Source organism: Cupriavidus pinatubonensis, assembly GCF_019602855.1.
Taxonomy (GTDB): Bacteria; Pseudomonadota; Gammaproteobacteria; order Burkholderiales; family Burkholderiaceae; genus Cupriavidus; species Cupriavidus pinatubonensis.
In genome coordinates this window covers 1,555,863-1,579,544 of record NZ_CP080767.1, presented here as the reverse complement: position 1 = coordinate 1,579,544, position 23,682 = coordinate 1,555,863, and the positions used below count along the sequence as shown (strand labels likewise).

Genomic DNA, 23,682 nt, shown 5'->3' with positions numbered 1-23,682 from the left:
GCTGCCGCGCGGAGAACACGCGCGCCCTCGAAACCCGAACCGGAGACCACCGTGAATCCCAACCAACCCGCGGCCAGCGTGCCCGCCTACGACAGCCTGGGCGCCAATGCCCGGCTCGATGCCGACGCCCAGGTCGAAAAACGCGCCTATAACAAGGTGTTCTGGCGCATCATGCCTTTCCTGATGCTGTGCTACGTGATCGCGTACCTCGATCGCGTCAATGTCGGCTTCGCCAAGCTGCAGATGGGCCAGGACCTGGCCTTTTCCGAGACCGTGTTCGGCCTTGGCGCCGGTCTTTTCTTCATCGGCTACTTCCTGTTCGAGTTGCCTAGCAACCTGCTGATGCACAAGCTCGGCGCGCGCATATGGATAGCGCGCATCATGATCACGTGGGGCATCATCTCGTCACTGTTCATGTTCGTGCAGACGCCGACACAGTTCTACGTGATGCGCTTCCTGCTCGGCCTGGCCGAAGCAGGCTTCTACCCGGGTGTGATCCTGTACCTGACCTACTGGTACCCGGCCAACCGTCGCGCGAAGATGATCGCCCTTTTCATGTCGGGCATTCCAGTGGCCGGCATGTTCGGCAACCCGCTGTCGGGATGGATCATGGACGCGTTCAACGATACCCACGGCCTGCGCGGCTGGCAATGGATGTTCGTGATCGAAGCCCTGCCCGCATTCGTGATCGGCGTGGTAACCGTCTTCGTGCTGCGCGACGGCATCGACAAGGCGCCGTGGCTCGACGCCGACGAGAAGCGCGTGCTCAAGCGCAATATCGAGGAAGACCAGCAGAACGCGGGCGCGGCCTCCGGCAAGGCGCATGGCCATTCGCTCGGCGCCGTCTTCAGCGACAGCCGCGTCTGGTGGATGTGCCTGATCTACTTCTGCTTCGTCACCGGCCAGTACGCGCTGACGTTCTGGATGCCCACGCTGGTCAAGGCGAGCGGCGTGACCGGCAACTTCAATATCGGCCTGCTGTCGGCGATTCCGTTTCTGTGTGCGGTCGTCGTGATGAATATCCTCGGCCACAGCGCCGACGCGCGCCGCGAGCGCCGCTGGCACCTGATCGTGCCTGCGCTGATGGGTGCCGCGGGCTTTGCGGTTGCGGCTTCGTTTACCGACAATACGACCGTGGCCATCGCCGCGCTGTCCGTGGCTGCCGCTGGCGTACTGACCTGCGCGCCGCTGTTCTGGTCGCTGCCGACCGCGTTTCTGTCGGGCATCGCCGCGGCCTCGGGCATCGCGGTGGTCAACTCGGTGGGCAACCTGGCCGGTTTCGTGTCGCCGTACATGATCGGTGCGCTGAAAGACATGACCCACAGCACGCAGCTGCCCATGTATGTGCTTTCCGCGATCCTGGTCATTGGCGCGGTGCTCGTGTGGCTGACGCCGGCCAAGCTGGTCAACCGCTGATCCGCCGCTTTAAAGACTCACAACTGGAATCCAACCATGCCGCGTTTCGCCGCCAACCTTTCGATGATGTACACGGAGCACGACTTCCTGGACCGCTTCGCCGCTGCCGCGGCGGACGGCTTCCAGGCCGTCGAGTACCTGTTCCCGTACGAGTACCCGGCCGCCGAACTGCGTGCGCGACTCGACGCCAGCGGCCTCGTGCAGGCGCTGTTCAATGCGCCGCCGGGCGACTGGGCCGCAGGCGAGCGCGGCATTGCCGCCCTGCCCGGCCGCGAAGCCGAGTTCCGCGATGCCTTCGGCCGCGCGCTCGAATACGCCGGCGTGATCGGCAATGACCGTGTCCACGTGATGGCCGGCCTGATTCCCGCCGATACCGACCTCGCGCGCTGTCGTGCCACCTATCTGGAAAACCTGGCCTACGCCGCGAAGGCCGCTGCCGCCCAAGGCATCACCGTGCTGATCGAGCCGATCAACACACGCGACATGCCCGGCTATTTCCTGAACCGCCAGGACGACGGCCAGGCCATCTGCAAGGAAGTCGGCGCCGCGAACCTGAAGGTGCAGTTCGACTGCTACCACTGCCAGATCGTCGAAGGCGATGTCACGAAGAAACTGCAGCGCGACTTCGCCGGCATCGGCCATATCCAGATCGCCGGCGTGCCGGAGCGCCACGAGCCGGACATCGGCGAACTGAACTACCCCTACCTGTTCGATGCGATCGACAGCCTCGGCTACCAGGGCTGGATCGGCTGCGAATACCGGCCGCGCGCCGGCACCTCGGCCGGCCTGGGCTGGATCAAGCCGTACCTGAAGCGCTGAACCCTCTGAGAAGCATTGCCATGAACGTACTGATTACCGGCGGCGCCGGCTTCCTCGGCCTGCAACTGGCGCGCCTGCTGTTGCAGCGCGGCTCCCTGAACCTGGGTGGCAAGGCGGTCGCCTTCGACCGCCTGACGCTGCTCGACGTCGTTGCGCCGCAAGGCCTCGATGACGCGCGTGTTCGCGTGGTGACCGGCGACCTGTCGGACCCTGCCGTGCTCGCGCAGGCCATTGACGCCGATACAGGCGCCATCTTCCATCTTGCCGCCGTGGTGTCGGGCCAGGCCGAAGCCGACTTTGAGCTCGGCATGCGCGTGAACCTCGACGCTTCGCGCGCGCTGCTCGAAACGTGCCGCGAGCTCGGCCACAAGCCGCGTGTGTTGTTCACCAGCTCGGTCGCAGTCTATGGCGGCGAGCTGCCGCCCGTGGTGCAGGACGATACCGCGCTGAACCCGCAATCGTCGTACGGCGTGCAGAAGGCCATCGGCGAATTGCTGCTGTCCGACTACAGCCGTCGCGGTTTTGTCGACGGGCGCGTACTGCGCCTGCCGACCATCAGCGTGCGGCCCGGCAAGCCCAATGCGGCAGCCTCGTCGTTTGCGAGCGGCATCATTCGTGAGCCGCTGTCGGGGGTAGAAGCCAATTGCCCGGTGGCGGCGGACACGCCGTTGTGGCTGCTGTCGCCGCGCGCGGCCGTGGCGGCGCTGGTCAACGGCATCGAGCTGGACGGGGAGCGGCTCGGCAATCGCCGCGTGGTGAATCTTCCGGGGCTGTCCGTCACGGCGGCAGGCATGGTCGAAGCGCTGCGCCGCGTCGCGGGCGATGCCGTGGCTGACCGTGTCACGTGGCAACGCGAGGAACGCATCGAGAAGATCGTCGGCACGTGGCCGGCGGCGTGGAATGCAGAGCGTGCGGTGTCGCTCGGGTTCCAGAGCGATGCGAGCTTTGATGAAGTGATTCGGGCGTATAGGGAGGATGCGGGGTTGGCGAAGTAAGCCACAAGGCTTTGCTACTGCCAACGCCTTCGCATCTACCGACGACCAGTCCCCTCTTCCGCGAACGGGAGAGGGGAGCAAACCAGCGGGATAGTTCTGCTGGCGGTCGGTGTCACCCGGCCGGCTTCACCACCTCATACGCCGCGATCGTCTCCCGCACCGGCCCCGGAATCGGCGCCGACGTCTTCGACTCCGGATCCGCGCACACATAGACGATCTCGCCGGTGATCAGGTGTTCGTCGCCACGGTACATCTCCACGCGGAACAGCATGCTCGAACGCCCCATGCGCGCCATGCGGCCACGGATGTCGAGCACATCGTCAAAACGCGCCGACGCATGGTATTCGAGCGTCGACTTGACCACGAAGATATCGACGCCATGCGCGTGCAGCACGTCCTCCGGATACCGGATGCCGGCATCGCGCCAGTATTCGGTGACGCAGATATCGCAGTATGTGAGGTAATGCGCGTTGAAAACGATCGACTGCGGATCGACTTCGGCCCACCGCACGCGCAACGGCATGCTGTGGCGGAAATCTTCTTTGGCCATCTGGCTGGTCTCCTCTGATCTGGCTTGTACATGGCAATCAGGCCGCCACCCCGCCTGTTGCAGGCAGCGTGGCGGCCTGAGCCGTGGTGCAGAAAAATGCCTGCGGATTTATTGCGGCTTGGCCAGGCCCAGCTTTTCGATGATGGCCTTTTCCTTCTTCACCGTATCCGCGGCAAACTGCGCGTACTGCGCGCTGTTCATGTAGTACGGCTCCATGTCGAACTTGGCCAGCGATTCGCGGTAGTTCGGCATTTCCATGGCCTTCTTGAACGCATCATGCAGTTTCTGCACGATCTTCGGATCAGTGCCCTTCGGCGCCACCAGACCAAACGGCGAGGTCTGCACGATGCCCATGCCCAGTTCCTTCAGCGTCGGCACGTTGGGGAAGCGCGCCGAACGCTTCTCGCCCCAGGTGGACAGCAGGCGCAGCTTGCCCTGCTCCACGTATGGCGCCCACGCCGGCGTGTCGGCCACGGACATCACATGGCCGCCGAGCAGCGCCTGCATCGATTCCGAATTGCCCTTGTACGGAATGTGCGAGAACTGCACGCCCTGCTTCAGCGCCAGCTCTTCCATGGTCAGGTGGAGCGTGGTCATGCTGCCCGGCGAGCCGTAGGTCAGCTTGCCCGGGTTGGCCTTGGCGTAGGCGATGTACTCCTGCATGGTCTTGATCGGCGAATCCGCCGGCACCACGAGGCCGAACGAGTAACCCGCCAGGTTGATGATGTAGCTCAGGTCCTTGACCGGATCCCAGTTGATCTTGGTGGTGTACGGCAGGCGGTAGACCGGCATCGCGACTTGCGCCAGCGTGTAGCCGTCAGGCGCGGTCGATTGCATCATCTGGGCCGGCAGCACGCCGCCGGCTCCGGGCTTGTTCTCCACGATGACGGGCTGGCCGAGGATTTTCGATGCGTTATCGGCCAGCACGCGGAACGGGATATCCGTGGAACCGCCTGCCGTATAGCCGATGACCAGGCGGATCGGACGTTGCGGGAATTTCTCTGCCTGCGCATACGCGGGCACGGCGGCAAAACCCAGTGCGGCGGTGGCTGCGGCGAGGCCCGCACGGGCGATGAATTGGCGGCGTTGCATTTGACGATGTCTCCTTGTGCTGCAAGTCACTGCTGAAAGTTTTTGAGTTCGGACCGCAATTCGTGTGATTCGTGCCGCGGCCCGGCGTTACTGCCCGGTGCCGAAAGCGGCCCGGAGCGCCGCCACGGCGTCGGCATGCGCCTGCGCCACGGCGGGCACGAAGCGGCCCATCTTGAAAAAGTCGTGGATCATGCCAGCATAGTCGGCCAGCGTGACCGTCACGCCCGCCGCGCGCAATTTATCGGCGTAGGCCACACCTTCGTCATGCAGCGGGTCATAGCCGGCCACGGCAATCCACGCCGGACAGCAGCCGCGCACATCGGCACCACTGCCGCCGCCATCGAGCGGAGCAAAGCGCCAGTCGTCGCGGCTCGATTCCTGATCGAGGTAATGCGAGAAGAACCACTGGATCATGTCCGCCGTGAGCAGATAGCCCTCCGCCAATGCCCCGTGCGACGGCGTGTCCTGCCGCGCGCAGGTGCCGGGATAGATCAGCAACTGCAGCACGGGCGCCAGCCCGCTGTCGCGCGCATGCACGGCGCATGCCGTGGCAAGCGTGCCGCCGGCACTGTCACCGCCCAGCGCAATACGCGCGGGGTCGGCGCCGAGCCGGGCGGCCTCTTCGAAGACCCAGTGCAGCACGTCGAAGGCGTCGTTGGCCGCGGTGGGGAAGCGCCATTGCGGTCCGAGGCGGTAGTCGACCGACAGCACCATACAGTCGGCATGCGCAGCCTGCATGCGGCACAGCGCGTCGTGGGAATTGACGCTTCCGACCGTGAATCCGCCGCCGTGAAAGTACACGAGCATCGGCAGCGGATCGGCCCAACTGGCCTCGCGCGGCGCGTACAGGCGCACCGGAATCCCATGGCCGTCGCGCGCGCAGACGTGGAGATCGTCGACCGCATGCATGGGCAGCGGCGAGATATCAAGGATGGGCGCACTCTTCTCGTAGGCGATCTTGGCGTCTTCCACGTCCATCACATGAATGGGTGGCCGCTTGGCGCGTGCAATCAGGTCGAGCAGCGCCGCTACCTGCGGGTCGAGCGGCACGGCAGGCATGCCAGCGACAGACTGGCTGGCCGGCACAGCGGACGAGGCGGAGGTTACGGCAGACATGGCAGATACTGGCGTCGATACAGCATGGGCGGCGGCCTGTTGGGCATCCGCACTATGACTCGGGGCTTCCCCCGAAGTCGGGGGAAGTTCGAATTGTGAACGGTCGTTCGATTTCAGTATCATGCCAGTGTTTCAAGAAGCAGACATTACGAAATAACCCCGATGCGTGCACGCGAGCGGGTGTTTCTGGGCGATGATCGCCCTAGTTCATCCGCTTGGCCAGTTTTTCTCAGAATGCAAAATTCGCGGCAGATCGCCGCAGGAGATAGCGAACCATGGCCTTTATCTACTATCTGACGCACATTCATCTCGACTTCGGCGCCGTGAGCCTGCTGAAGGCCGAATGTGAACGCATCGGCATCCGCCGCCCGCTGCTAGTGACGGACAAGGGCGTGGTCGCAGCCGGCGTGGCACAGCGAGCGATCGACGCGATGCAGGGCCTGCCGGTGGCGGTGTTTGACGAGACGCCGTCGAATCCGACGGAAGCCATGGTGCGCAAGGCCGCCGAGCAGTACCGTGACGCAGGCTGCGACGGGCTGGTGGCGGTCGGCGGCGGTTCGTCGATCGATCTCGCCAAGGGCATCGCGATCCTCGCCACGCACCCGGGCGAACTGACTACCTACGCCACCATCGAAGGCGGCAGCACGAAGATCACCGAGCGCGCCGCGCCGCTGATCGCCGTGCCGACCACATCGGGCACGGGCAGCGAAGTGGCGCGCGGCGCGATCATCATCCTCGAAGACGGGCGCAAGCTCGGCTTCCATTCGTGGCACCTGCTGCCGAAATCGGCCATCTGCGACCCGGAACTCACGCTGGGGCTGCCTGCGGGCCTGACCGCCGCGACCGGCATGGACGCCATTGCCCATTGCGTCGAGACCTTCCTGGCACCGGCCTTCAACCCGCCCGCCGACGGCATTGCGCTGGATGGCCTGGAGCGAGGCTGGGCCCACATCGAACGCGCCACGCGCGACGGCAAGGACCGCGACGCGCGGCTCAACATGATGAGCGCATCCATGCAGGGCGCCATGGCGTTCCAGAAGGGCCTTGGCTGCGTGCATTCGCTGTCGCACCCGCTCGGCGGCCTGAAGATCGACGGCAAGACCGGCCTGCACCACGGCACCCTCAACGCGGTGGTCATGCCCGCGGTGCTGCGCTTCAACGCCGACGCGCCCACCGTGGTGCGCGATGACCGCTACGCGCGCCTGCGCCGCGCCATGCACCTGCCCGAAGGCGCCGACGTCGCCCAGGCCGTGCACGACATGACGGCCCGGCTGGGGCTGCCGACCGGGCTGCGCCAGATGGGCGTCACCGAAGACATGTTCGACAAGGTGATTGCGGGCGCCCTGCTCGACCACTGCCACAAGACCAATCCAAAAGAGGCCAGCGCGGCGGATTATCGGCGTATGCTTGGAGCGTCCATGTAGGCCTGCCTGGCCCTGGCCGGCCCGGGACATTCATCCACTGCGGGAGACAGCGAATGACAGGTGAACACTTGCAGGTTGTGCATGGAGACATCACCCGGATGGAAGTTGATGCCGTCGTCAATGCGGCGAATAGCGGGCTGCTAGGCGGGGGCGGCGTGGATGGCGCGATCCACGGGGCCGGCGGCCCCGCGATCATGGCGGCCTGCAAGGCCATCCGCGACGCACAGGGCGGCTGCCCGACCGGCGAAGCGGTGATCACCACCGGCGGGCTGCTGCCGGCGCCTTACGTGATTCATGCGGTCGGGCCGGTATGGCATGGCGGTTCGCGGGATGAAGATAAGCAACTGGCAAGCGCGTATCGAAACAGTATTCGGCTTGCAGCCGAGCATCATCTGCGTACGGTGGCGTTTCCGAATATCAGCACAGGCATCTATGGCTTTCCACGCGAGCGCGCGGCGGATATTGCCATTCGGGCCGTGCGTGATGCGCTGGCGGCGGCGCCTGGGATTGAGCAGGTGACGTTTGTTTGTTTTGATGAAGAGAATTATCGGCTCTATCGCGAAAGGTTAGCGTGAGTGGGGGCTTCTGGTCGAGTCTGGGTTATCGCCCTTGACCGGCGCCGCTGTTTCGCCGGCGTAGCCGGCGACTTACTTCTTGTCCGAGCGACAGAAGTCGGCGGCGCCCCAGTCCGACCAGAACCCACCAACCTACTTCAAAGCACTACGAATCAACCGGCTCACCAGTTCCGGCTCCTCATGCACTACCCAATGCGTGCCATCCGGAATGCGCTCTAGCCGCATATCCGGCACGAACTGATCCAACCCGTCCAGCAATGACTTGGGCAGCGCCCGGTCCCTCTCTCCCCAGATCACGAACGTAGGCACGCGAACTACGAACGCCGCCGGATCGAGCCGCGAGATGTCCGGTGGCGCCTCTCCCGGCCCGGGCGGATGCATCGGCGACGCACGGTAATAGTTGACCCCGCCCGACAACGAATGCGCGCTGCCTTCGCCAGGCTGCGCCCAGGCCGCCAGATACTTCTCGCGCGTCTCGCCGCTGAACCACGGTGCGGGCTGCTCGCCGCCGGCCGTCAGCATGCTTTCCAGCATGGCGAAGTTGTTTGCGGCAAGCACCGCTTCAGAACCTGGCCGGCGCAGCCAGTTCATATAGGCCGACGCTGCCTGCTGCTGCGGATCGTTGGCCAGCGCCTTCGCGAACAGATACGGATGCGGTGAATTGATGATGACCAGTTGCTCGACCAGTTGCGGAAACTGAATGGCAAGGTTCCAGCAGACAGCCCCACCCCAGTCATGCGCAACCACGATGCAACGCTCATAGCCGAGGGCGCCGACGAACTGCACCAGGTCCTCGACGATATGGCGCGGGCGGTAGGCCTCTACCGCTTCGGGCTTGCTCGACAGGTTGAAGCCGCGCAGGTCCGGTGCGACCGCGAAATGGGTGCGACCGAATTCGGCAAGCTGCGCTTCCCATTCGAACCAGAATTCCGGGAATCCATGCACGAACAGCATCAGCGGCTTGCCGCGCTCTCCGGCGCTGGCGTAGTGCAGGCGCGTGCCATTTGGCAGGTTGGCGAACTGCAGATGACGGATGACGGCGGGAGCGGTCATGGGGGTCTCCATGCGCGGGCCTCGTGTGGTTGGTTCGTCGATCAGCCGCGCAACGCGGCAACCAGTCCTGCGCGTACCTCGGGCTTGTCCGCGAACGGATCGCCGGGATTGCGCTGGCCGATGATGTCCTCGAAACGTTGCTGCACGGGCGCGAGGGCCTGCGGGTGCGAATAAATATAGAAGCTTTCCGCACGAATCGCATCGAAGGTCTTCTGTGCCACGTCCTCGGCCGTGACCTTGCCCGACGTGACCGCCTTGTCCGTCAGCGCCTGCGACACCATCTGCGAACGCGTGGGCGGCGCATCGTTGGTCAGGTCCGCGGGACGGTTGCGCTGCGACTGGTTGATGCCGGTCGGCACGAAGTACGGGCACAGCACCGAGCAACGCACCTGCTCCGTGACGAGGCCCAGGTCCTGGTAGAGCGTTTCGGTCAGCGTCACCACGGCATGCTTCGATACGTTGTACACGCCCATGGCCGGCGGGCTCAGCATGCCGGCCATCGAGGCCGTGTTGACGATGTGGGCCTGATAGGTCGGATCCTTGGCGGCGGCGGCCAGCATCAGCGGCGTGAAGATGCGCACGCCGTGGACCACGCCATACAGGTTCACGCCCAGGACCCACTCCCAGTCCTTCAGCGAGTTCTCCCACAACAGGCCGCCCGCGCCAACGCCCGCGTTGTTGAACAGCAGGTTGACCTGCCCGAAGCGCTCCATGGCCGCATCGGCCAGCGCCTGCACCTGCTCGCCGCGCGAAACATCAGTGCGCAAGCCGATTACATCCGCGCCTTGTGCCCTCAGTTCGGCCACGGTTGCATCCAGCGCATCCTGCTGGACATCGGCCAGCACCAGCTTCATGCCCAGCCCGGCGCCGATGCGTGCGAACTCCTTGCCGAAACCGGACGCGCCGCCCGTGATGACGGCCACTCGGCCTTCGAATTGATTCATGTGTTTGTCCCCTCTCGCTATGTCGTGTACAGGTCGAGGCCGTGTGGAAACGTCTCTCGAATCGCACCAATGTGTGTCCCCTCCGGGGCGTAGCCTGTCTTATCGAATTCTCGGTCATTCCGGTCGTGGGACGACGTCGAAACGCGTGCGAACAGCCCTAATAGCTCCCCTGAGGGCGATCTTCAGCCCATTTTTTGGGCGCAAATGAGTGCTTACGCACCCACCAGGCGCATGGCCTTCATTGTTTTCGAGAATCCGAGAATTCGAAGGACGCGCTTCAGGTTGTACGCCAGAACATGCAGGCTTTTCAGTACCTACATTCGGTAGCGTGCGCGTCAGAAAGTGCGTGTAGCCCATCCAATGTTTGAAGGTCCCGAAGACATGCTCGACGGTTCGCCTGCGAACCGTCATTGCATCCGGCGTCTTGTCGAGCCGGCGCTGGACGGCCTCCAGAACTTCCTCATGCTCCCATCTGGAGATGCGCCGGTACGGACTCGGCGTGCATTGAGACCGCATGGTGCACTGAGGACAAGCACTACTCCAGTAGCGGCGTATCTGCAGTCCATGTTCTTCTCTGGTGAAGCGGTATATCGCACGTTCACCGGCGGGACATTGATATTCATCGTCCCTGGCAATGTAGATGAAGTCCGCCCGAACGAATCGACCGCCCACCTTCGCGCTAGACCTTGCTGGTTTGGGCAAGATGGCAGCAATGCCCGTATCCTCGCATTCCTTGATCTCCAGCCCACTGAAGTAGCCACGATCAGCTATGGCTTTAAGCTTGGTCTTACCCATCGCATCGCGAGCTGCTTGAGCCATGGAGCTAAGCTGCGCCCGGTCGCTGCCGGCATTTGTGACCTCGTGAGCGACGATCAGATGGTGCTTGGCATCAACGGCCATCTGTACGTTGTAGCCGACTATTCCAGAGCCCTTTCCACTTGTTGCCATCGAACGCGCATCAGGATCAGTCATCGAGATCTGACCATCTGGCAGAGTCTTGAGCTCTTCCTTTATCTGGTCAAGGCGATGCATCTGCTGACGGAGGTGCGCAATCTTCTCGCGCAGTCGAGATGTTTTGAGTTCTATCTCCGCCGGCTGTGTGCGATCCGCAGTCTCCAGCGCGCTCAGATATCGCTGGATGCTTTCCTCGATTTGCTGCTGGCGCTTATCAACCTTGCCCGCAGTGAAATTGCGGTCCCGAGTATTGACTGCCTTGAACTTGCTACCGTCGATGGCGACCAGGGCCTGCGAGAACAACTTTAGATCGTGGCACAGAACTATGAAACGACGGCAGACATTGCGAATGCCCGCGCCGTTATCCCTGCGGAAGTCTGCAATCGTCTTGAAGTCCGGCGCCAGTCGACCGGTAAGCCACATCAGCTCTATATTGCGTTGGCATTCGCGCTCCAGGCGGCGGCTGGACTGGATCCGGTTGAGGTAGCCATAGATGTAGATCTTCAACAGGACGGCAGGATGATAAGAGGGGCGACCCGTTGTTGAAGGATTGGCACCTTCGAACCCGAGCGACTCGAGATCCAACTCTTCAACGAACGCGTCGATGATCCTGGCGGGGTTCTCCTCGGCAATGAAATCATCGAGGCATTCAGGAAGCAGCGTAGCTTGCTTGCGATCTTCCCCTTCTATGAATCGCTTCATCCGGTCCCCCAATCTGAATGCGTTGATCCAGTCTAGGTGATCGAGACGTTTTCACACACCCTCGGTCCTTATCGGACCTTCTTTGGCCCGGCTCAGCGGCCTGCCTGTTTCAGCGCCTTCAGCGCCATGCGATCCACCATCGCCGGAGCCAGCAACTTAAGCCACTGCCCCAGCCGACCTTTAGCCGTCATCACCAGTTCGCGCTTGCGCGCGGTCATCGCGGCCAGCATCTGGCGCGCGCATTCCTGCGCGGTCATGGCATCGTCCTCACGCAGCCGGCTTTCGCCAAGCGCGCGGCCATCGGGGCCGAAGCCGTTGACCCGCGTATCCGTCGCGACCACGCCAGGAAACACCACGCAGATATCGACGCCGCTGCCGTGCAGTTCGCAGCGCAGCGCTTCGCAGAAGCCGGCCAGTGCAAACTTGCTGGCCGAATACGCGGTACGCCCAGGCACGCCGACCTTGCCGGCCAGGCTCGATACGGCCACCATCAGGCCACGGCGCGCGCGCAAGTGAGGCAAGGCAGCGCGCGTGCACCACATCGCGCCGAAGTAGTTCACGCGCATGACGGTCTCGTAATAGCCGTAGTCGGACACCTGCTCGAAGTAGCCGTGCGCGGATACGCCGGCGTTGTTGACCAGCACGTCAAGGCCGCCGTAATACGCAACGACGTCCGCAACGAGGCGCGTGCAGGCGGACTCATCGGACACATCGGTGCGCCATACGGCGACCTCGGCATGCGGGTGCATGGCCTGGATGCGGCTGGCCAGCGCATGCAGCATGTCCAGGCGGCGCGCGGCCAGTGCGAGCCGGGCGCCCTGCTGTGCCAGCAGCATCGCGAGTTCCGCGCCAATGCCGTCCGACGCACCCGTGATCAGTACCACCCTGCCGGTGAACGGGGCCATGGCTTCAGTCCAGCAGGTCGGGCTGTTCTTTGACGATGCGGGCGTACAACGGCTGGAATTGGAACCAGCCCGCCTGCGCGGTACCGACGATCGAATAGGCCTGGCTCGCTGCGGCCTCGGAGATGAACTTGAGCGGCGCATTGGTGCGCGCGGCAGCGGCTTCCGCCAGCAATTGCACCTGGCACGAGCGCTCCATCGTGATGAACCACCACGCGGCCTCGTCGACGGTCTTACCGACCGTCAGCAGCCCGTGGTTCTGCAGGATGGCGGCCTTGTTCGATCCCAGCGCATTGGCAATGCGCTGGCCCTCGTCCAGCTCCACCACCACGCCGCCGAAATCGTCATAGACGGCATGGTCGTTATAGAACGCGCAGACGTCCTGCGTGAGCGGGTCGAGCGGGCGGCCCAGCGTGGACCATGCGCGGCCATACGTGCTGTGCGAGTGCGCGGCGGCGACCGCGTCCGGACGCGTCTGGTGCACGCGTGAATGGATTGCAAAGGCTGCTGCGTTGACCGGATAGTCGCCTTCCACCACGTTGCCGTGATGGTCGCAGCGGATCAGGTTCGACACGTTCACCTGGCTGAAATGCACGCCGAACGGGTTGACCCAAAACGTGTCGGTATGCTCGGGATCGCGCGCCGTGATGTGGCCGGCGACGCCTTCGTCGAAGCCGAACTTCGAAAACAGCCGGAACGCCGCGGCAAGGCGTTGCTTGCGATGGAGGCGTTCCTGCGCGGGCGTGTCGAACTCCGGCGGCCGCGGCAGGTTGCGGTAGCGGGCCTTGACCTCTTCGGACAGGCCGGCGCCGATTTCGTCGGCGGCTGCGGGATGGGCTTGCGGGGCGTTCATGCGTGTCTCCTGTGGTAGTCGTTGTGCGCAGGTCCGCCGACCGGGCGCCAGGCCCGGCCGGCGACGCCCTGGCGCTTACACCAGTTTCACCAGCTGCTTGCCGAAGTTCTTGCCCTTGAGCAGGCCCATGAATGCTTCCGGCGCGCTTTCCAGGCCCTGCGCGACCGATTCGCGGAACTTGAGCTTGCCCTGCGCGACGGCCGTGCCCAGCTCCTTCAGCGCCTGCGGCCACACCTCCATGTGTTCGGAAACGATGAAGCCTTCGACGGTCAGGCGCGAGACCAGGATCAGCTGCGGATTCTTCAGCGGCAGCGGCTGGCCGTCATAGCCCGCGATCATGCCGCACATGGCAATGCGGCCGAACGCATTCATGCGCGTCAGTACGGCATCAAGGATGTCACCGCCCACGTTCTCGAAGTAGCCGTCGATGCCATTGGGCGTGGCTTCCTTGAGCATCGTGTAGAGCTCCTTGGAATCCTTGGCGGCCTTGTAGTCGATACACGCGTCGAAGCCCAGCTCATTGACCACGTAGTCGCACTTGTCCTTGCCGCCGGCAAACCCCACGGCGCGGCAGCCGGCCAGCTTGGCCAGTTGCCCGACGACGCTGCCCACAGCGCCCGACGCAGCGCTGACGACCACCGTCTGGCCCGCCTTCGGCTGAATGATCTTGTTCAGGCCGTACCATGCCGTCACGCCCGGCATACCGACTGAACCGAGATACGCCGACAGCGGGATATGCGTGGTATCGACCGGTTGCATGCCGGTGCCGTCGCTCACGCCCATTTCCTGCCAGCCGAACATGCCGACCACCTTGTCGCCGGCCTTGTACTTGCTGTTCTTGCTCGCGACGACTTCGCCCACCGTGCCGCCGATCATCACCTCGTTCAGCGGCTGCGGCGTGGCGTACGACTTGCTGTCGTTCATGCGACCGCGCATATACGGGTCCAGCGACAGGTAATGGTTGCGCACCAGCACCTGGCCGTCGGCAAGCTCCGGCACGGGTACTTCCTCGAGGCGGAAGTTGGCCGGCGTCACGGCGCCTTCGGGGCGCGATGCCAGGACGATGCGCTTGAACGTATTGGTGGACATGTCAGATCCTTGTAAAGGGAAACGCGGCGGGGGTTGTGCCGCGGTTATTGCTTCATCAGCTCCATCGCCAGCGCGCGGTAAGCGCGATGGGTCACGGGGTCATTGGCGGCGTTGGCCGCAATCGGGTGCGAGGCGTAGCGCACAATGGTCATCTGCGCCTTGGGATCGATATAGATGCGCTGACCATGGATGCCGCGCGCTTCATAGACGCCGTGGTCGTCGTGGGATACCCACCACATGTCGCGGTAGCTCCAGCCCGGCAGCGTGGCGTAGCCGGCCTTGGCGAACTTGGCACGGTCGCCGCCACCACTGATTTCCTGGACGACCGATGCGGGAATCACCTGCTGGCCATTGAAGCGGCCCTGGTTGCGCATGGTTTCACCGAAGCGAGCGAGGTCGCGCAGGGTGGTGTTGAGGCCCCCGCCGCCCGATTCGGTGCCGATGCTGTCGACGGTGAAGTAGGCATCGCTCTCGGCGCCCATCTTTTGCCAGACGCGATCGGACAGCAGCTTCGCCAGCGACTGACCCGACGCGCGCTTGACGATCCACGCGAGCACCTCGGCATTCACGGTCTTGTAGGCGAAGGCCTGATCGTGTTCGCCTTCCTTTTGCAGCGTCTTCAGGAAGTCATAGAAATTCTGTGGCCCTGTGTAAGCGGCATCGCGCGGCAGCATGCCGCCGGCACGCGCGTAGTCGAAGACTTCCGCCTTCGGGTCGGCATAGTTTTCCGAATACCTGACGCCCACGGTCATGTCCATGACCTGGCGGACCGTAGCATCGCCGTAGGCAGTGCCAGCCATCTCGGGCACATAGCGCGTGACCGGCGCGGCCGGGTCGAGCTTGCCGTCCGCAGCGAGCACGGCCGCCAGCGTGCCCACGAAGGACTTGGTCACCGACATGGCAAGGTGCGGCGTGTGGTCGTCCAGCGCGCCGAAATAGCGTTCGTAGACCACCTTGCCCTTGTGCATCACGAGGATGCCGTCGGTGTAGGTCAGTGCCAGCATGTCGGAGAACATGCGGCGGCTGCCGTCGGCGTCCGTGAACGGCACAGCGCTGATATCGCGCTCCGCGCGTGGCAACGCGCTCACACCGGCGCGGCCATGCCAGACGGCCGCAGTCGGCACCAGCTCGCGCATATGCGAAAAGCTCCAGCGCTGGCGCGGAAAGCGGCTGCTCGCGATATTGAAGCCGATCTGCTTGTCGGCCGGCGGCGGGAAACCCTGCATCCACCCGAGCGTGATGGGGTCGGTGGCGGCGGCGTCCGGGAAAGAAGGCGGTGCGGCCGGGGTGGCCTGGGCGTGCACCGGCGAGTTCGCCGCCAGTACGCCCGCTCCGAGCGCGCCAAGGGCGCGAAGTCTCAGGGTGGCAATCAGGCGCCGCGCGGCGCCAGCTGTCTTCTGCATCGTGTCTCCCGATCAATCTTGTTGTGTTGACTTCGACTGCTGCATTGCCTGCCGGTCTGCGCCGGCTCCTGCCCCGTTAGTTTCGATCAGCCGTCGGCGCCGGTGTCCGCGCCATCGTCGGCCGTGCGCTGCGGCGGAATCCGCTTCACGTACTTGAACGTGCCGGACGCGCGCGCCACGGTCTTGCCGTCGGCATCGACGATCTCGGCCTCGCAGAACGCCATGGTCGTGGTCCGGTGCACGCATTCGCCGCGTGCACTGAGCGTACCGCGTCCGGGCGCCATGAAACTGGTCTTCATTTCGATGGTGACCAGGCCGCGCCCGAGCGTGTCGGCCGAGCGGCCGGCCACCGCCATGGCCACGTCGAGCAGTGTCATGAGCACGCCGCCGTGGGCCATGTCCCAGCTGTTCTGGTGGCGCTCTTCCAGCGCGAGTTCAAGTTCGCTTCGCCCCCCTTCGCTGCGGTTGCAGGTCACGCCAAGTTCGGACAGGAAGGGAATACGGTTCGGGAATCCGTTGTGTTGCGTCATGGTCTTGTCAGGTTCAATGAGACGGGCGCCACGCCAGGCGCAGCCACCCGCCATTAGACCATGCGATCAGACTGCGCTGACGCCACCGTCCACGGCCAGGATCTGGCCGGTAATGTGCTTGCCCGCGTCGCTCGCGAACAGCAGCGCGGCGCCCTTCAGGTCTTCGTCGTCGCCAAGGCGGTGCAGCGGCACGCCTTCGCACATGGCATCCACGCCCAGGCGATCGAGCGAGCCCTTGGTCATCTTCGACGGGAAGAAGCCCGGCGCCAGCGCATTGACGGTGATGTTGTGCTCGCCCCACTCGCCCGCCAGCGTGCGCGTGAAGTTGACCACGGCACCCTTGGAGGTGTTGTAGGCAATGGTTTCCATCGACCCCGGCGGGTTGCCGGCGAGACCGGCAATCGATGCCACGTTGATGATGCGGCCGTAGCGGCGCGGAATCATCGACAGCTTGCCGATGCGCTGCGTCAACAGGAACAGGCCGCGGATGTTCAGGTTCATGACCTTGTCCCAGGCTTCGACCGGGTGGTCTTCGGCGGGAGCGCCCCAGGTAGCGCCGGCATTGTTGACGAGGATGTCGATGTGGCCGAGCTTCGCCAGTGCTTCGTCGGCAAGGCGCGCGATATCGGCTTCCTGTGCGCCGTCGGCGGCGATCCAGTCGGCCTCGATGCCGCGCGCTTTCAGGTGTGCCTGCGCGGCCTGCAGTTCGTCGGCCTTGCGCGCGGAAAGCACCACGCGCGCACCTTGCTCGCCCAGTGCTTCGGCAATCTGCAGGCCAAGCCCGCGCGAACCGCCGGTCACGAGCGCGGTACGGCCCTTCAGGTCAAATAGTTGCTGGATGGTACGCATGATTGGGTTCCCTGATGTTCCTCGATGTCGTGGACACGGATAGCGGCGCGGGTCAGAACCAGGCGTCCTGCATATCCAGCGTGGTACGGTCCAGCGTAGCCAGCAGTTCGAGCTGCGGGCCGACCTTGGGCAGTTCCCAGCGGGAGAAGTACGTGGCCGCGGCAAGCTTGCCGCGATAGAAGGTTTCGTCCTCGCCGCTGGCGCCACCTGCCAGCGCAGCTTGCGCGACCAGTGCCTGCTCCAGCCAGATCCATGCGACCACCACGTGGCCGAACGCTTCCAGGTAGATGCTCGCATTGGCCAGCGTCACGTTGGCATCGCCGGCGCTCCACAGCACCTTCGTGACCTCGGCAAGACGTGTCGCCGCAGCACCAAGCGCGCGCGCCTGGCTGCCCAGCTCCTTGTCGCCGCTCGACAGTGCGCATTCGCAGGTCTCGCGCACACGCTCGCCCAGCAGGCGGAATGCGGCGCCGTCCTTCATCACGACCTTGCGGCCCAGCAGGTCCAGGCCCTGGATGCCGTGCGTGCCTTCATGGATCGGGTTCAGGCGGTTGTCGCGGTAGAACTGCTCGACGTTGTACTCGCGGGTATAGCCATAGCCACCATGGACCTGGATAGCCAGGTTGTTCGCTTCGAGGCACCACTGCGACGGCCAGCTCTTGGCGATCGGGGTCAGGATATCGAGCAGCAGCGAAAGCTGTTCATGCTTGACCGCATCGGCGGACGCGGCGCGCTCTTCGTCGACCAGCTTCGCGCAATACAGGTTCAGCGCGAGGCCGCCTTCCACATAGCTCTTCTGTGCGAGCAGCATGCGGCGGATATCGGCATGCTCGACGAGCTTCACCTGCGGGCTTGCCGGGTCCTTGCCGCCGGGGCCGACCGGGCGGCCTTGCGGACGATTGCGCGCATAGTCGACTGCATGCAGATAGCCGGTATAGCCGAGCATGACCGCGCCGAGGCCCACGCCGATGCGGGCCTCGTTCATCATGTGGAACATGCAGGCAAGGCCCTTGCCGGGCTCGCCGACCAGATAGCCGATGGCGCCAGCCTTGCCGGCCGGCTTGTACTTCATGCCCTCGCCGAAATTCAGCAGGCAGTTCGTGGTGCCACGGTAACCCATCTTGTGGTTCAGGCCGGCCAGCACCACGTCGTTGTGCTCGCCGAGCGAGCCGTCCGCGTTGACGAGGTACTTTGGCACGATGAACAGCGAGATGCCCTTCACGCCCGGCACCAGCTTTCCGTCCGGCCCCGGAATCTTGGCCAGCACCAGATGCACGATGTTGTCCGACAGTTCGTGCTCGCCGGCCGAGATCCACATCTTGTTGCCGCGCAGACGGTATTGCGCGCCGAGCGGCGATTCGCCTTCGTACTCGGCACGCGTGGTGACGTCCGACAGCGACGAACCGGCCTGCGGCTCCGACAGGCACATGGTGCCGAAGAAGCGGCCTTCCATTTCGGGCTTGACGAAGGTATCGATCTGCGCGGGCGTGCCGTGCGTAAGCAGCAGGTTGGCGTTGCCGATGGTCAGGAACGGGTAGGAACTCGTGCCGACGTTGGCGCCCTTGAAGTACGCAAAGCCTGCTTTCTCGACCAGCACCGGCAGCTGCATGCCGCCGATTTCGTAGTCCTGTCCGGCGGCCATCAGCCCAGCCTCGCAGAACGCCTTCAGCGCCGTGCCGACTTCGGGAATGATGGTGACGGTCTCGCCGTCGAATTCGGGTTCGTGCTGGTCGTTCTTCTTGTTGTGGGGCGCAAACAGGTCGGTGGCGATTTTCTCGCACGTATCCAGCGCCGCGTCGAAAGTCTCGCGCGAGTGGTCGGCGTAGCGGGGAATGCGGGTCAATTCGTCCGCCTTGAGCCATTCGTACAGGACGAAATTCAGGTCACGGCGGGAAAGGATCAGCGACATGGTGTCTCCATGCGGGGCGCTGCGTGGCGCACCGCGGTTCTTCTTGTCTTGCTGGCGCGCCCGAGGGTGCGAGAAATCCCTATCGAATGGGAATGACCCTGGAGCGGTATTGAATTTGCAGGAACGCCTGCCTTTCAGTGACTACATGGGTGCTCCCTCTCCCGCGCACGGGAGAGGGAAGCAAACCAGACTTACAGCACTTCGAACAACCCGGCCGCGCCCTGCCCGCCGCCGATGCACATCGTCACGACGACGTACTTCACGCCACGGCGCTTGCCTTCAATCAGCGCATGGCCGACCAGGCGAGCACCCGACACGCCATACGGGTGGCCCACCGCGATAGCGCCACCGTTGACGTTCAGGCGATCCATCGGGATGCCCAGCTTGTCAGCGCAGTACAGCACCTGCACGGCGAAGGCTTCGTTCAGCTCCCACAGGCCAATGTCGTCGACCTTCAGGCCCGCCTTCTTCAGCAGCTTGGGCACCGCGAACACCGGGCCGATGCCCATTTCATCGGGCTCGCAACCCGCCACGGCAAAGCCGCGGAACACGCCCAGCGGCTGCAGGCCCTTGGCGGCGGCGACGCGCGCGTTCATCACCACGGCAGCCGAAGCACCGTCCGAGAACTGCGACGCATTGCCGGCGGTGACCACGCCACCCGGCACGGCAGTACGGATTTTCGACACGGCTTCCAGCGTGGTGTCGCCACGGATGCCTTCGTCGCGGTCCAGCGTCACTTCCTTCGTGACCAACTGGCCCGTGGACTTGTCGGCCACGCCTGCGAGCACCGTGATCGGCACGATCTCGTCCTTGAACTTGCCGGCTTCCTGGGCGGCGGCGGCGCGCTGCTGGCTGCGCACGCCGTACTCGTCCTGGCGATCCTTCGAGATGTTGTAGCGCTTGGCCACGTTCTCGGCGGTCTGGAGCATGTTCCAGTAGATTTCCGGCTTGTTCTTGACCAGCCACGGATCGGCGAGCATGTGGCGGTTCATTTCCGCCTGGACGCAGGAGATGCTTTCCACGCCGCCGGCCACGAAGATATCGCCTTCATCGGCGATCACGCGCTGCGCCGCCATAGCAATGGTCTGCAGGCCGGACGAGCAGAAGCGGTTCACGGTCGCACCCGGCACGGTGACCGGGCAACCCGCACGCAAGGCGATCTGGCGGGCGATGTTGGAGCCGGTGGCGCCTTCGGGGTTGGCACAGCCCATCAGCACGTCTTCCACTTCGCCGGCTTCGATCTTTGCGCGCGCAATGGCGTGCTCCACGGCGTGGCCGCCGAGCGTCGCGCCATGGGTCATGTTGAACGCGCCCTTCCAGCTCTTGGCCAGCCCGGTGCGGGCGGTGGATACGATGACTGCCTCGTTCATGTCTTGCTCCTCGGAATCTTGGTGTCTTTCAGTTCGGTTAGTTCGGTTCAGCCCGGGGCTTGCAGCAGTTCGGCCGCGTGGATGCGCTTGACACCAGCGGCTGCGAGGTCCTGCCACGCCTGCGCCAGCGACCCGTTAAGGTCGATGGCACGGCACGCATCCTCGATCAACACGGCGTCGAAGCCTGCAGCGCGCGCATCGAGCGCGCTCCACGCCACGCAGTAGTCCGTCGCCAGTCCGGCCAGGAACACGCGCTTCACGCCGTGCTCTCGCAGGTAGCCGGCCAGTCCGGTGCGCGTGCTGCGGTCCGCCTCCATGAAGGCGGAGTAGCTGTCCACGCCCGTGTGATGGCCCTTTCGGATCACCAGCCGGGCGTGGGGCACGTCGAGCCCGGCGTGGAACGCCGCACCCGTTGTGCCCTGCACGCAATGGACCGGCCACAGCACCTGCTGGCCATACGGCAACGCGAGCATCTGGAACGGCTCGGTACCGGCATGGTTGGCGGCAAACGAGACATGGTCCGCCGGGTGCCAGTCCTGCGTCAGCACCACGTGCGGGAATGCATGCGCGAGCCGGTTGACGACAGGCACGATCTCATCGCCACGCGGCACGGCAAGCGCGCCGCCTGGCATGAAGTCGTTCTGCACGTCGACTACCAGCAGGCAGTCATCCGGACCGGGTCTCATGTTCGCCTCCGTCAGCCTTGCTGCTGCCTTGGCTTCAGTCGTTGAAGCCCTTGCCCTCGTCCGCCAGCTTCTGCAGCAGCGGCGCGACTTGCCAGGCTTCGCCGTGGTAGCCCTTGGCGTACTTCTTCATCGACAGCGCGACGTTGTACAGGCCGACCTGGTCTGCATACAGCATCGGGCCGCCGCGGAACAGCGGGAAGCCGTAGCCGGTCAGGTACACCATATCGATATCCGAGGCCTTCGAAGCAATGCCTTCTTCCAGGATCTTCGCGCCTTCGTTGACCAGCGCGAACACCAGGCGCTCGACGATCTCCTCGTCGGAAATCTTGCGGCGCGTAATGCCAAGGTCCTTGGAGTGCTGCACGATCATGTCGTTGACCTGCTGGTTCGGGTACGGCTTGCGGTCGCCCGCCTTGTAGTCGTACCAGCCCGCGCCGGTCTTCTGGCCATAGCGGCCCATTTCGCACAGCAGGTCAGCGGTCTTGCTGTACTGGATGTCAGGCTTGTCCACCGCGCGGCGCTTGCGGATCGCCCAGCCGATGTCGTTGCCGGCCAGGTCGCCCATGCGGAACGGGCCCATGGCGAAACCGAACTTTTCGATAGCACGGTCGACCTGCTCGGGCAGCGCGCCTTCGTCCAGCAGGTAGCCGGCCTGGCGGCTGTACTGCTCGATCATGCGGTTGCCGATAAAGCCGTCGCACACGCCCGACACCACAGCGGTCTTCTTGATCTTCTTGCCGATCGCCATCACGGTGGCCAGCACGTCCTTGCCGGTCTTCGCGCCGCGCACGACTTCCAGCAGCTTCATCACGTTGGCCGGGCTGAAGAAGTGCATGCCGACCACGTCCTGCGGACGCTTGGTGAACGAGGCGATCTTGTCCACGTCGAGCGTCGAGGTGTTCGAAGCCAGGATCGCCCCTTGCTTCATCACTTCGTCCAGCTTCTTGAACACAATTTCCTTGACGCCCATTTCTTCGAACACGGCCTCGATGACCATGTCCGCGTCCTTGATGTCGTCATAGGAGAGCGTGGTCGACAGCAGGCCCATGCGCTGCTCGACCTTCTCCTGCGTGAGCTTGCCCTTCTTGGCGCTGTTCTCGTAGTTCTTGCGGATGATGCCAATGCCGCGATCCAGCGCTTCCTGCTTGGTTTCCAGGATCGTGACCGGGATGCCGGCGTTCAGGAAGTTCATGCTGATGCCGCCACCCATGGTGCCGGCGCCGATCACGGCGATCTTTTCGATCTTGCGGACTGGCGTGTCCGACGGCACGTCCGGGATCTTGCTGGCGGCGCGCTCACCGAAGAACGCATGGCGCAGCGCGCGCGATTCCGGCGTGGTCACCAGGTACAGGAAGCCATCGCGCTCTTCCTTCAGGCCTTGCTCGAACGGCTTGAGCGAGCCAGCCACGGCTTCCAGGCACTTCAGCGGCGCCGGGAAGTTTTTGGCCATGGCGCCAACGGTGGTCTTGGCAAAGCCGAGGAAGCCTTCCGGGTTCTCGTGACGGACCTTCAGGTCGCGCACCTTCGGGTACGGGCCGGGCGCAGCCGCGACGTTTTGCGCGAACTTGACCGCGGCGGGCAGGACATCGCCATCGACGATTTCATCGAACAGTTTGGTGCCGGCGAACTTCTCGGACGGCACGGCGGTGCCCGACACGATCATGTTGGCAGCCGCTTCCAGGCCGATCACGCGCGGCAGGCGCTGCGTGCCGCCGGCGCCGGGCAGCAGGCCCAGCTTGACTTCCGGCAGCGCGATCTGCGCACCCTTCGAAGCCACGCGGTAGTTACAGCCCAGGGCCAGTTCCAGGCCACCGCCCATTGCCACCGAGTGGACTGCAGCCACCACCGGCTTGGAGGAACCCTCGATCACGCGGATCACCGAATGCAGCGTCGGTTCCTGCGTGGCCTTGGGCGTATTGAATTCGCGGATATCGGCGCCGCCCGAGAATGCCTTGCCGGCGCCGGTGATGACGATGGCCTTGACGGCCGCATCGTCCAGCGCACGGGTCATGCCATCGACGATGCCAAGCCGGGTGCTGTGACCCAGGCCGTTGACAGGAGGATTGTCGAGCGTGATGACGGCTACGCCGTCCTGAACCTGATACTGCGCTGTCATGCTGGTTCCTTTGGTGTCTTGGGTTGTCTCGGGATTCGAATTCTCGAATATGGTTGTTTGCTGCATTGCCGGCCTGTCTCGGCCGCTTCACCACTAGCGGCCGAAGCCGCGATGGAAGGGTAAACCCTCCGCATTCCCACGCCCGACAAGCGTTTCAGCCGACGGGCGAAACACAGCATACACAAAATAGCACGGTCGTTCAATTTTAATTTTTGCGCAATTTGACCACCATGCGCGCGCTTTATTTCGCTCCTTCGCGGCGTGCATGAGAGCAGCAGTACGGGCGTTGGGGAAACGTTGGCAAGTCAAGTAATCGCCGAAACGTCGCACGTCGG

The 23,682-nt window shown here is 64.2% G+C and carries 20 protein-coding genes and 1 pseudogene; 5 read left to right on the top strand and 16 right to left on the bottom strand.

Annotated elements, in window-relative coordinates:
* The first annotated feature begins 51 nt into the window (after positions 1–51).
* The 3 genes from K2O51_RS19855 to denD are packed head-to-tail and all read left to right on the top strand — an operon-like array spanning position 52 to position 3,230.
* Positions 52–1,416 carry an MFS transporter gene (locus tag K2O51_RS19855; RefSeq protein WP_011297593.1) on the top strand — a complete coding sequence of 455 codons (1,365 nt, stop codon included), beginning with the start codon at positions 52–54 and terminating at the stop codon, positions 1,414–1,416.
* Between the two features lie 36 nt (positions 1,417–1,452).
* The gene (gene otnI, locus K2O51_RS19850) at positions 1,453–2,235 is read left to right on the top strand and encodes a 2-oxo-tetronate isomerase (protein WP_220631530.1); all 783 of its coding nucleotides are present in this window, start codon (positions 1,453–1,455) and stop codon (positions 2,233–2,235) included.
* Between the two features lie 20 nt (positions 2,236–2,255).
* Entirely contained in the window at positions 2,256–3,230 is a 975-nt protein-coding gene (gene denD / locus K2O51_RS19845; RefSeq protein WP_220631529.1) for a D-erythronate dehydrogenase, read from the top strand.
* A 112-nt stretch (positions 3,231–3,342) separates the two neighbouring features.
* On the opposite strand, the gene K2O51_RS19840 is transcribed toward denD, so the two are convergent.
* The 3 genes from K2O51_RS19840 to K2O51_RS19830 form a co-directional block, all read right to left on the bottom strand.
* Complete coding sequence (locus K2O51_RS19840; protein WP_011297590.1) at positions 3,343–3,780, bottom strand: YbgC/FadM family acyl-CoA thioesterase; 438 nt, start codon at positions 3,778–3,780, stop codon at positions 3,343–3,345.
* 108 nt (positions 3,781–3,888) lie between these two features.
* Positions 3,889–4,872, bottom strand: coding sequence for a tripartite tricarboxylate transporter substrate binding protein (locus K2O51_RS19835; protein ID WP_140949171.1), 984 nt, complete (start codon positions 4,870–4,872; stop codon positions 3,889–3,891).
* A gap of 87 nt (positions 4,873–4,959) precedes the next feature.
* Positions 4,960–5,988 carry an alpha/beta hydrolase gene (locus K2O51_RS19830; RefSeq protein ID WP_140949170.1) on the bottom strand — a complete coding sequence of 343 codons (1,029 nt, stop codon included), beginning with the start codon at positions 5,986–5,988 and terminating at the stop codon, positions 4,960–4,962.
* A gap of 275 nt (positions 5,989–6,263) precedes the next feature.
* Here K2O51_RS19830 and K2O51_RS19825 point away from each other — a divergent pair, with 275 nt between their 5' ends.
* Positions 6,264–7,412: an iron-containing alcohol dehydrogenase gene (locus K2O51_RS19825; RefSeq protein WP_140949169.1), complete on the top strand. Its 1,149-nt coding sequence runs from the start codon at positions 6,264–6,266 to the stop codon at positions 7,410–7,412.
* A 53-nt stretch (positions 7,413–7,465) separates the two neighbouring features.
* Positions 7,466–7,987: an O-acetyl-ADP-ribose deacetylase gene (locus K2O51_RS19820; RefSeq protein ID WP_140949168.1), complete on the top strand. Its 522-nt coding sequence runs from the start codon at positions 7,466–7,468 to the stop codon at positions 7,985–7,987.
* Positions 7,988–8,119: 132 nt separating this feature from the next.
* On the opposite strand, the gene K2O51_RS19815 is transcribed toward K2O51_RS19820, so the two are convergent.
* From K2O51_RS19815 to K2O51_RS19755, 13 genes and pseudogenes are all read right to left on the bottom strand, one after another.
* Positions 8,120–9,052 carry an alpha/beta fold hydrolase gene (locus K2O51_RS19815; RefSeq protein ID WP_041679573.1) on the bottom strand — a complete coding sequence of 311 codons (933 nt, stop codon included), beginning with the start codon at positions 9,050–9,052 and terminating at the stop codon, positions 8,120–8,122.
* 29 nt (positions 9,053–9,081) lie between these two features.
* Positions 9,082–9,984 (bottom strand): SDR family oxidoreductase, encoded by a 903-nt coding sequence (locus K2O51_RS19810; protein WP_140949167.1) that lies wholly within the window; start codon positions 9,982–9,984, stop codon positions 9,082–9,084.
* A gap of 212 nt (positions 9,985–10,196) precedes the next feature.
* Positions 10,197–11,640 (bottom strand): annotated as a pseudogene (locus tag K2O51_RS19805) (IS1182 family transposase).
* A 92-nt stretch (positions 11,641–11,732) separates the two neighbouring features.
* Positions 11,733–12,545 carry an SDR family oxidoreductase gene (locus K2O51_RS19800; protein ID WP_011297583.1) on the bottom strand — a complete coding sequence of 271 codons (813 nt, stop codon included), beginning with the start codon at positions 12,543–12,545 and terminating at the stop codon, positions 11,733–11,735.
* Between the two features lie 4 nt (positions 12,546–12,549).
* Positions 12,550–13,395, bottom strand: a complete 846-nt coding sequence (locus tag K2O51_RS19795) for a class II aldolase/adducin family protein (protein WP_011297582.1) — start codon at positions 13,393–13,395, stop codon at positions 12,550–12,552.
* A 75-nt stretch (positions 13,396–13,470) separates the two neighbouring features.
* Positions 13,471–14,484, bottom strand: coding sequence for an NADP-dependent oxidoreductase (locus K2O51_RS19790; RefSeq protein WP_011297581.1), 1,014 nt, complete (start codon positions 14,482–14,484; stop codon positions 13,471–13,473).
* A gap of 44 nt (positions 14,485–14,528) precedes the next feature.
* Positions 14,529–15,887 (bottom strand): serine hydrolase domain-containing protein, encoded by a 1,359-nt coding sequence (locus K2O51_RS19785; protein ID WP_220631528.1) that lies wholly within the window; start codon positions 15,885–15,887, stop codon positions 14,529–14,531.
* Between the two features lie 86 nt (positions 15,888–15,973).
* Positions 15,974–16,417, bottom strand: coding sequence for a PaaI family thioesterase (locus K2O51_RS19780; RefSeq protein ID WP_041679907.1), 444 nt, complete (start codon positions 16,415–16,417; stop codon positions 15,974–15,976).
* Positions 16,418–16,483: 66 nt separating this feature from the next.
* Positions 16,484–17,266, bottom strand: coding sequence for an SDR family oxidoreductase (locus K2O51_RS19775; protein WP_011297578.1), 783 nt, complete (start codon positions 17,264–17,266; stop codon positions 16,484–16,486).
* Positions 17,267–17,318: 52 nt separating this feature from the next.
* Entirely contained in the window at positions 17,319–19,175 is a 1,857-nt protein-coding gene (locus K2O51_RS19770; RefSeq protein ID WP_011297577.1) for an acyl-CoA dehydrogenase, read from the bottom strand.
* Between the two features lie 191 nt (positions 19,176–19,366).
* Complete coding sequence (locus tag K2O51_RS19765; RefSeq protein WP_011297576.1) at positions 19,367–20,545, bottom strand: acetyl-CoA C-acyltransferase; 1,179 nt, start codon at positions 20,543–20,545, stop codon at positions 19,367–19,369.
* 47 nt (positions 20,546–20,592) lie between these two features.
* On the bottom strand, positions 20,593–21,231 hold the full coding sequence (gene pncA / locus K2O51_RS19760) for a bifunctional nicotinamidase/pyrazinamidase (protein WP_011297575.1): 639 nt from the start codon (positions 21,229–21,231) through the stop codon (positions 20,593–20,595).
* Between the two features lie 34 nt (positions 21,232–21,265).
* Positions 21,266–23,347, bottom strand: coding sequence for a 3-hydroxyacyl-CoA dehydrogenase NAD-binding domain-containing protein (locus K2O51_RS19755; protein WP_140949162.1), 2,082 nt, complete (start codon positions 23,345–23,347; stop codon positions 21,266–21,268).
* Between the last annotated feature and the right edge of the window lie 335 nt (positions 23,348–23,682).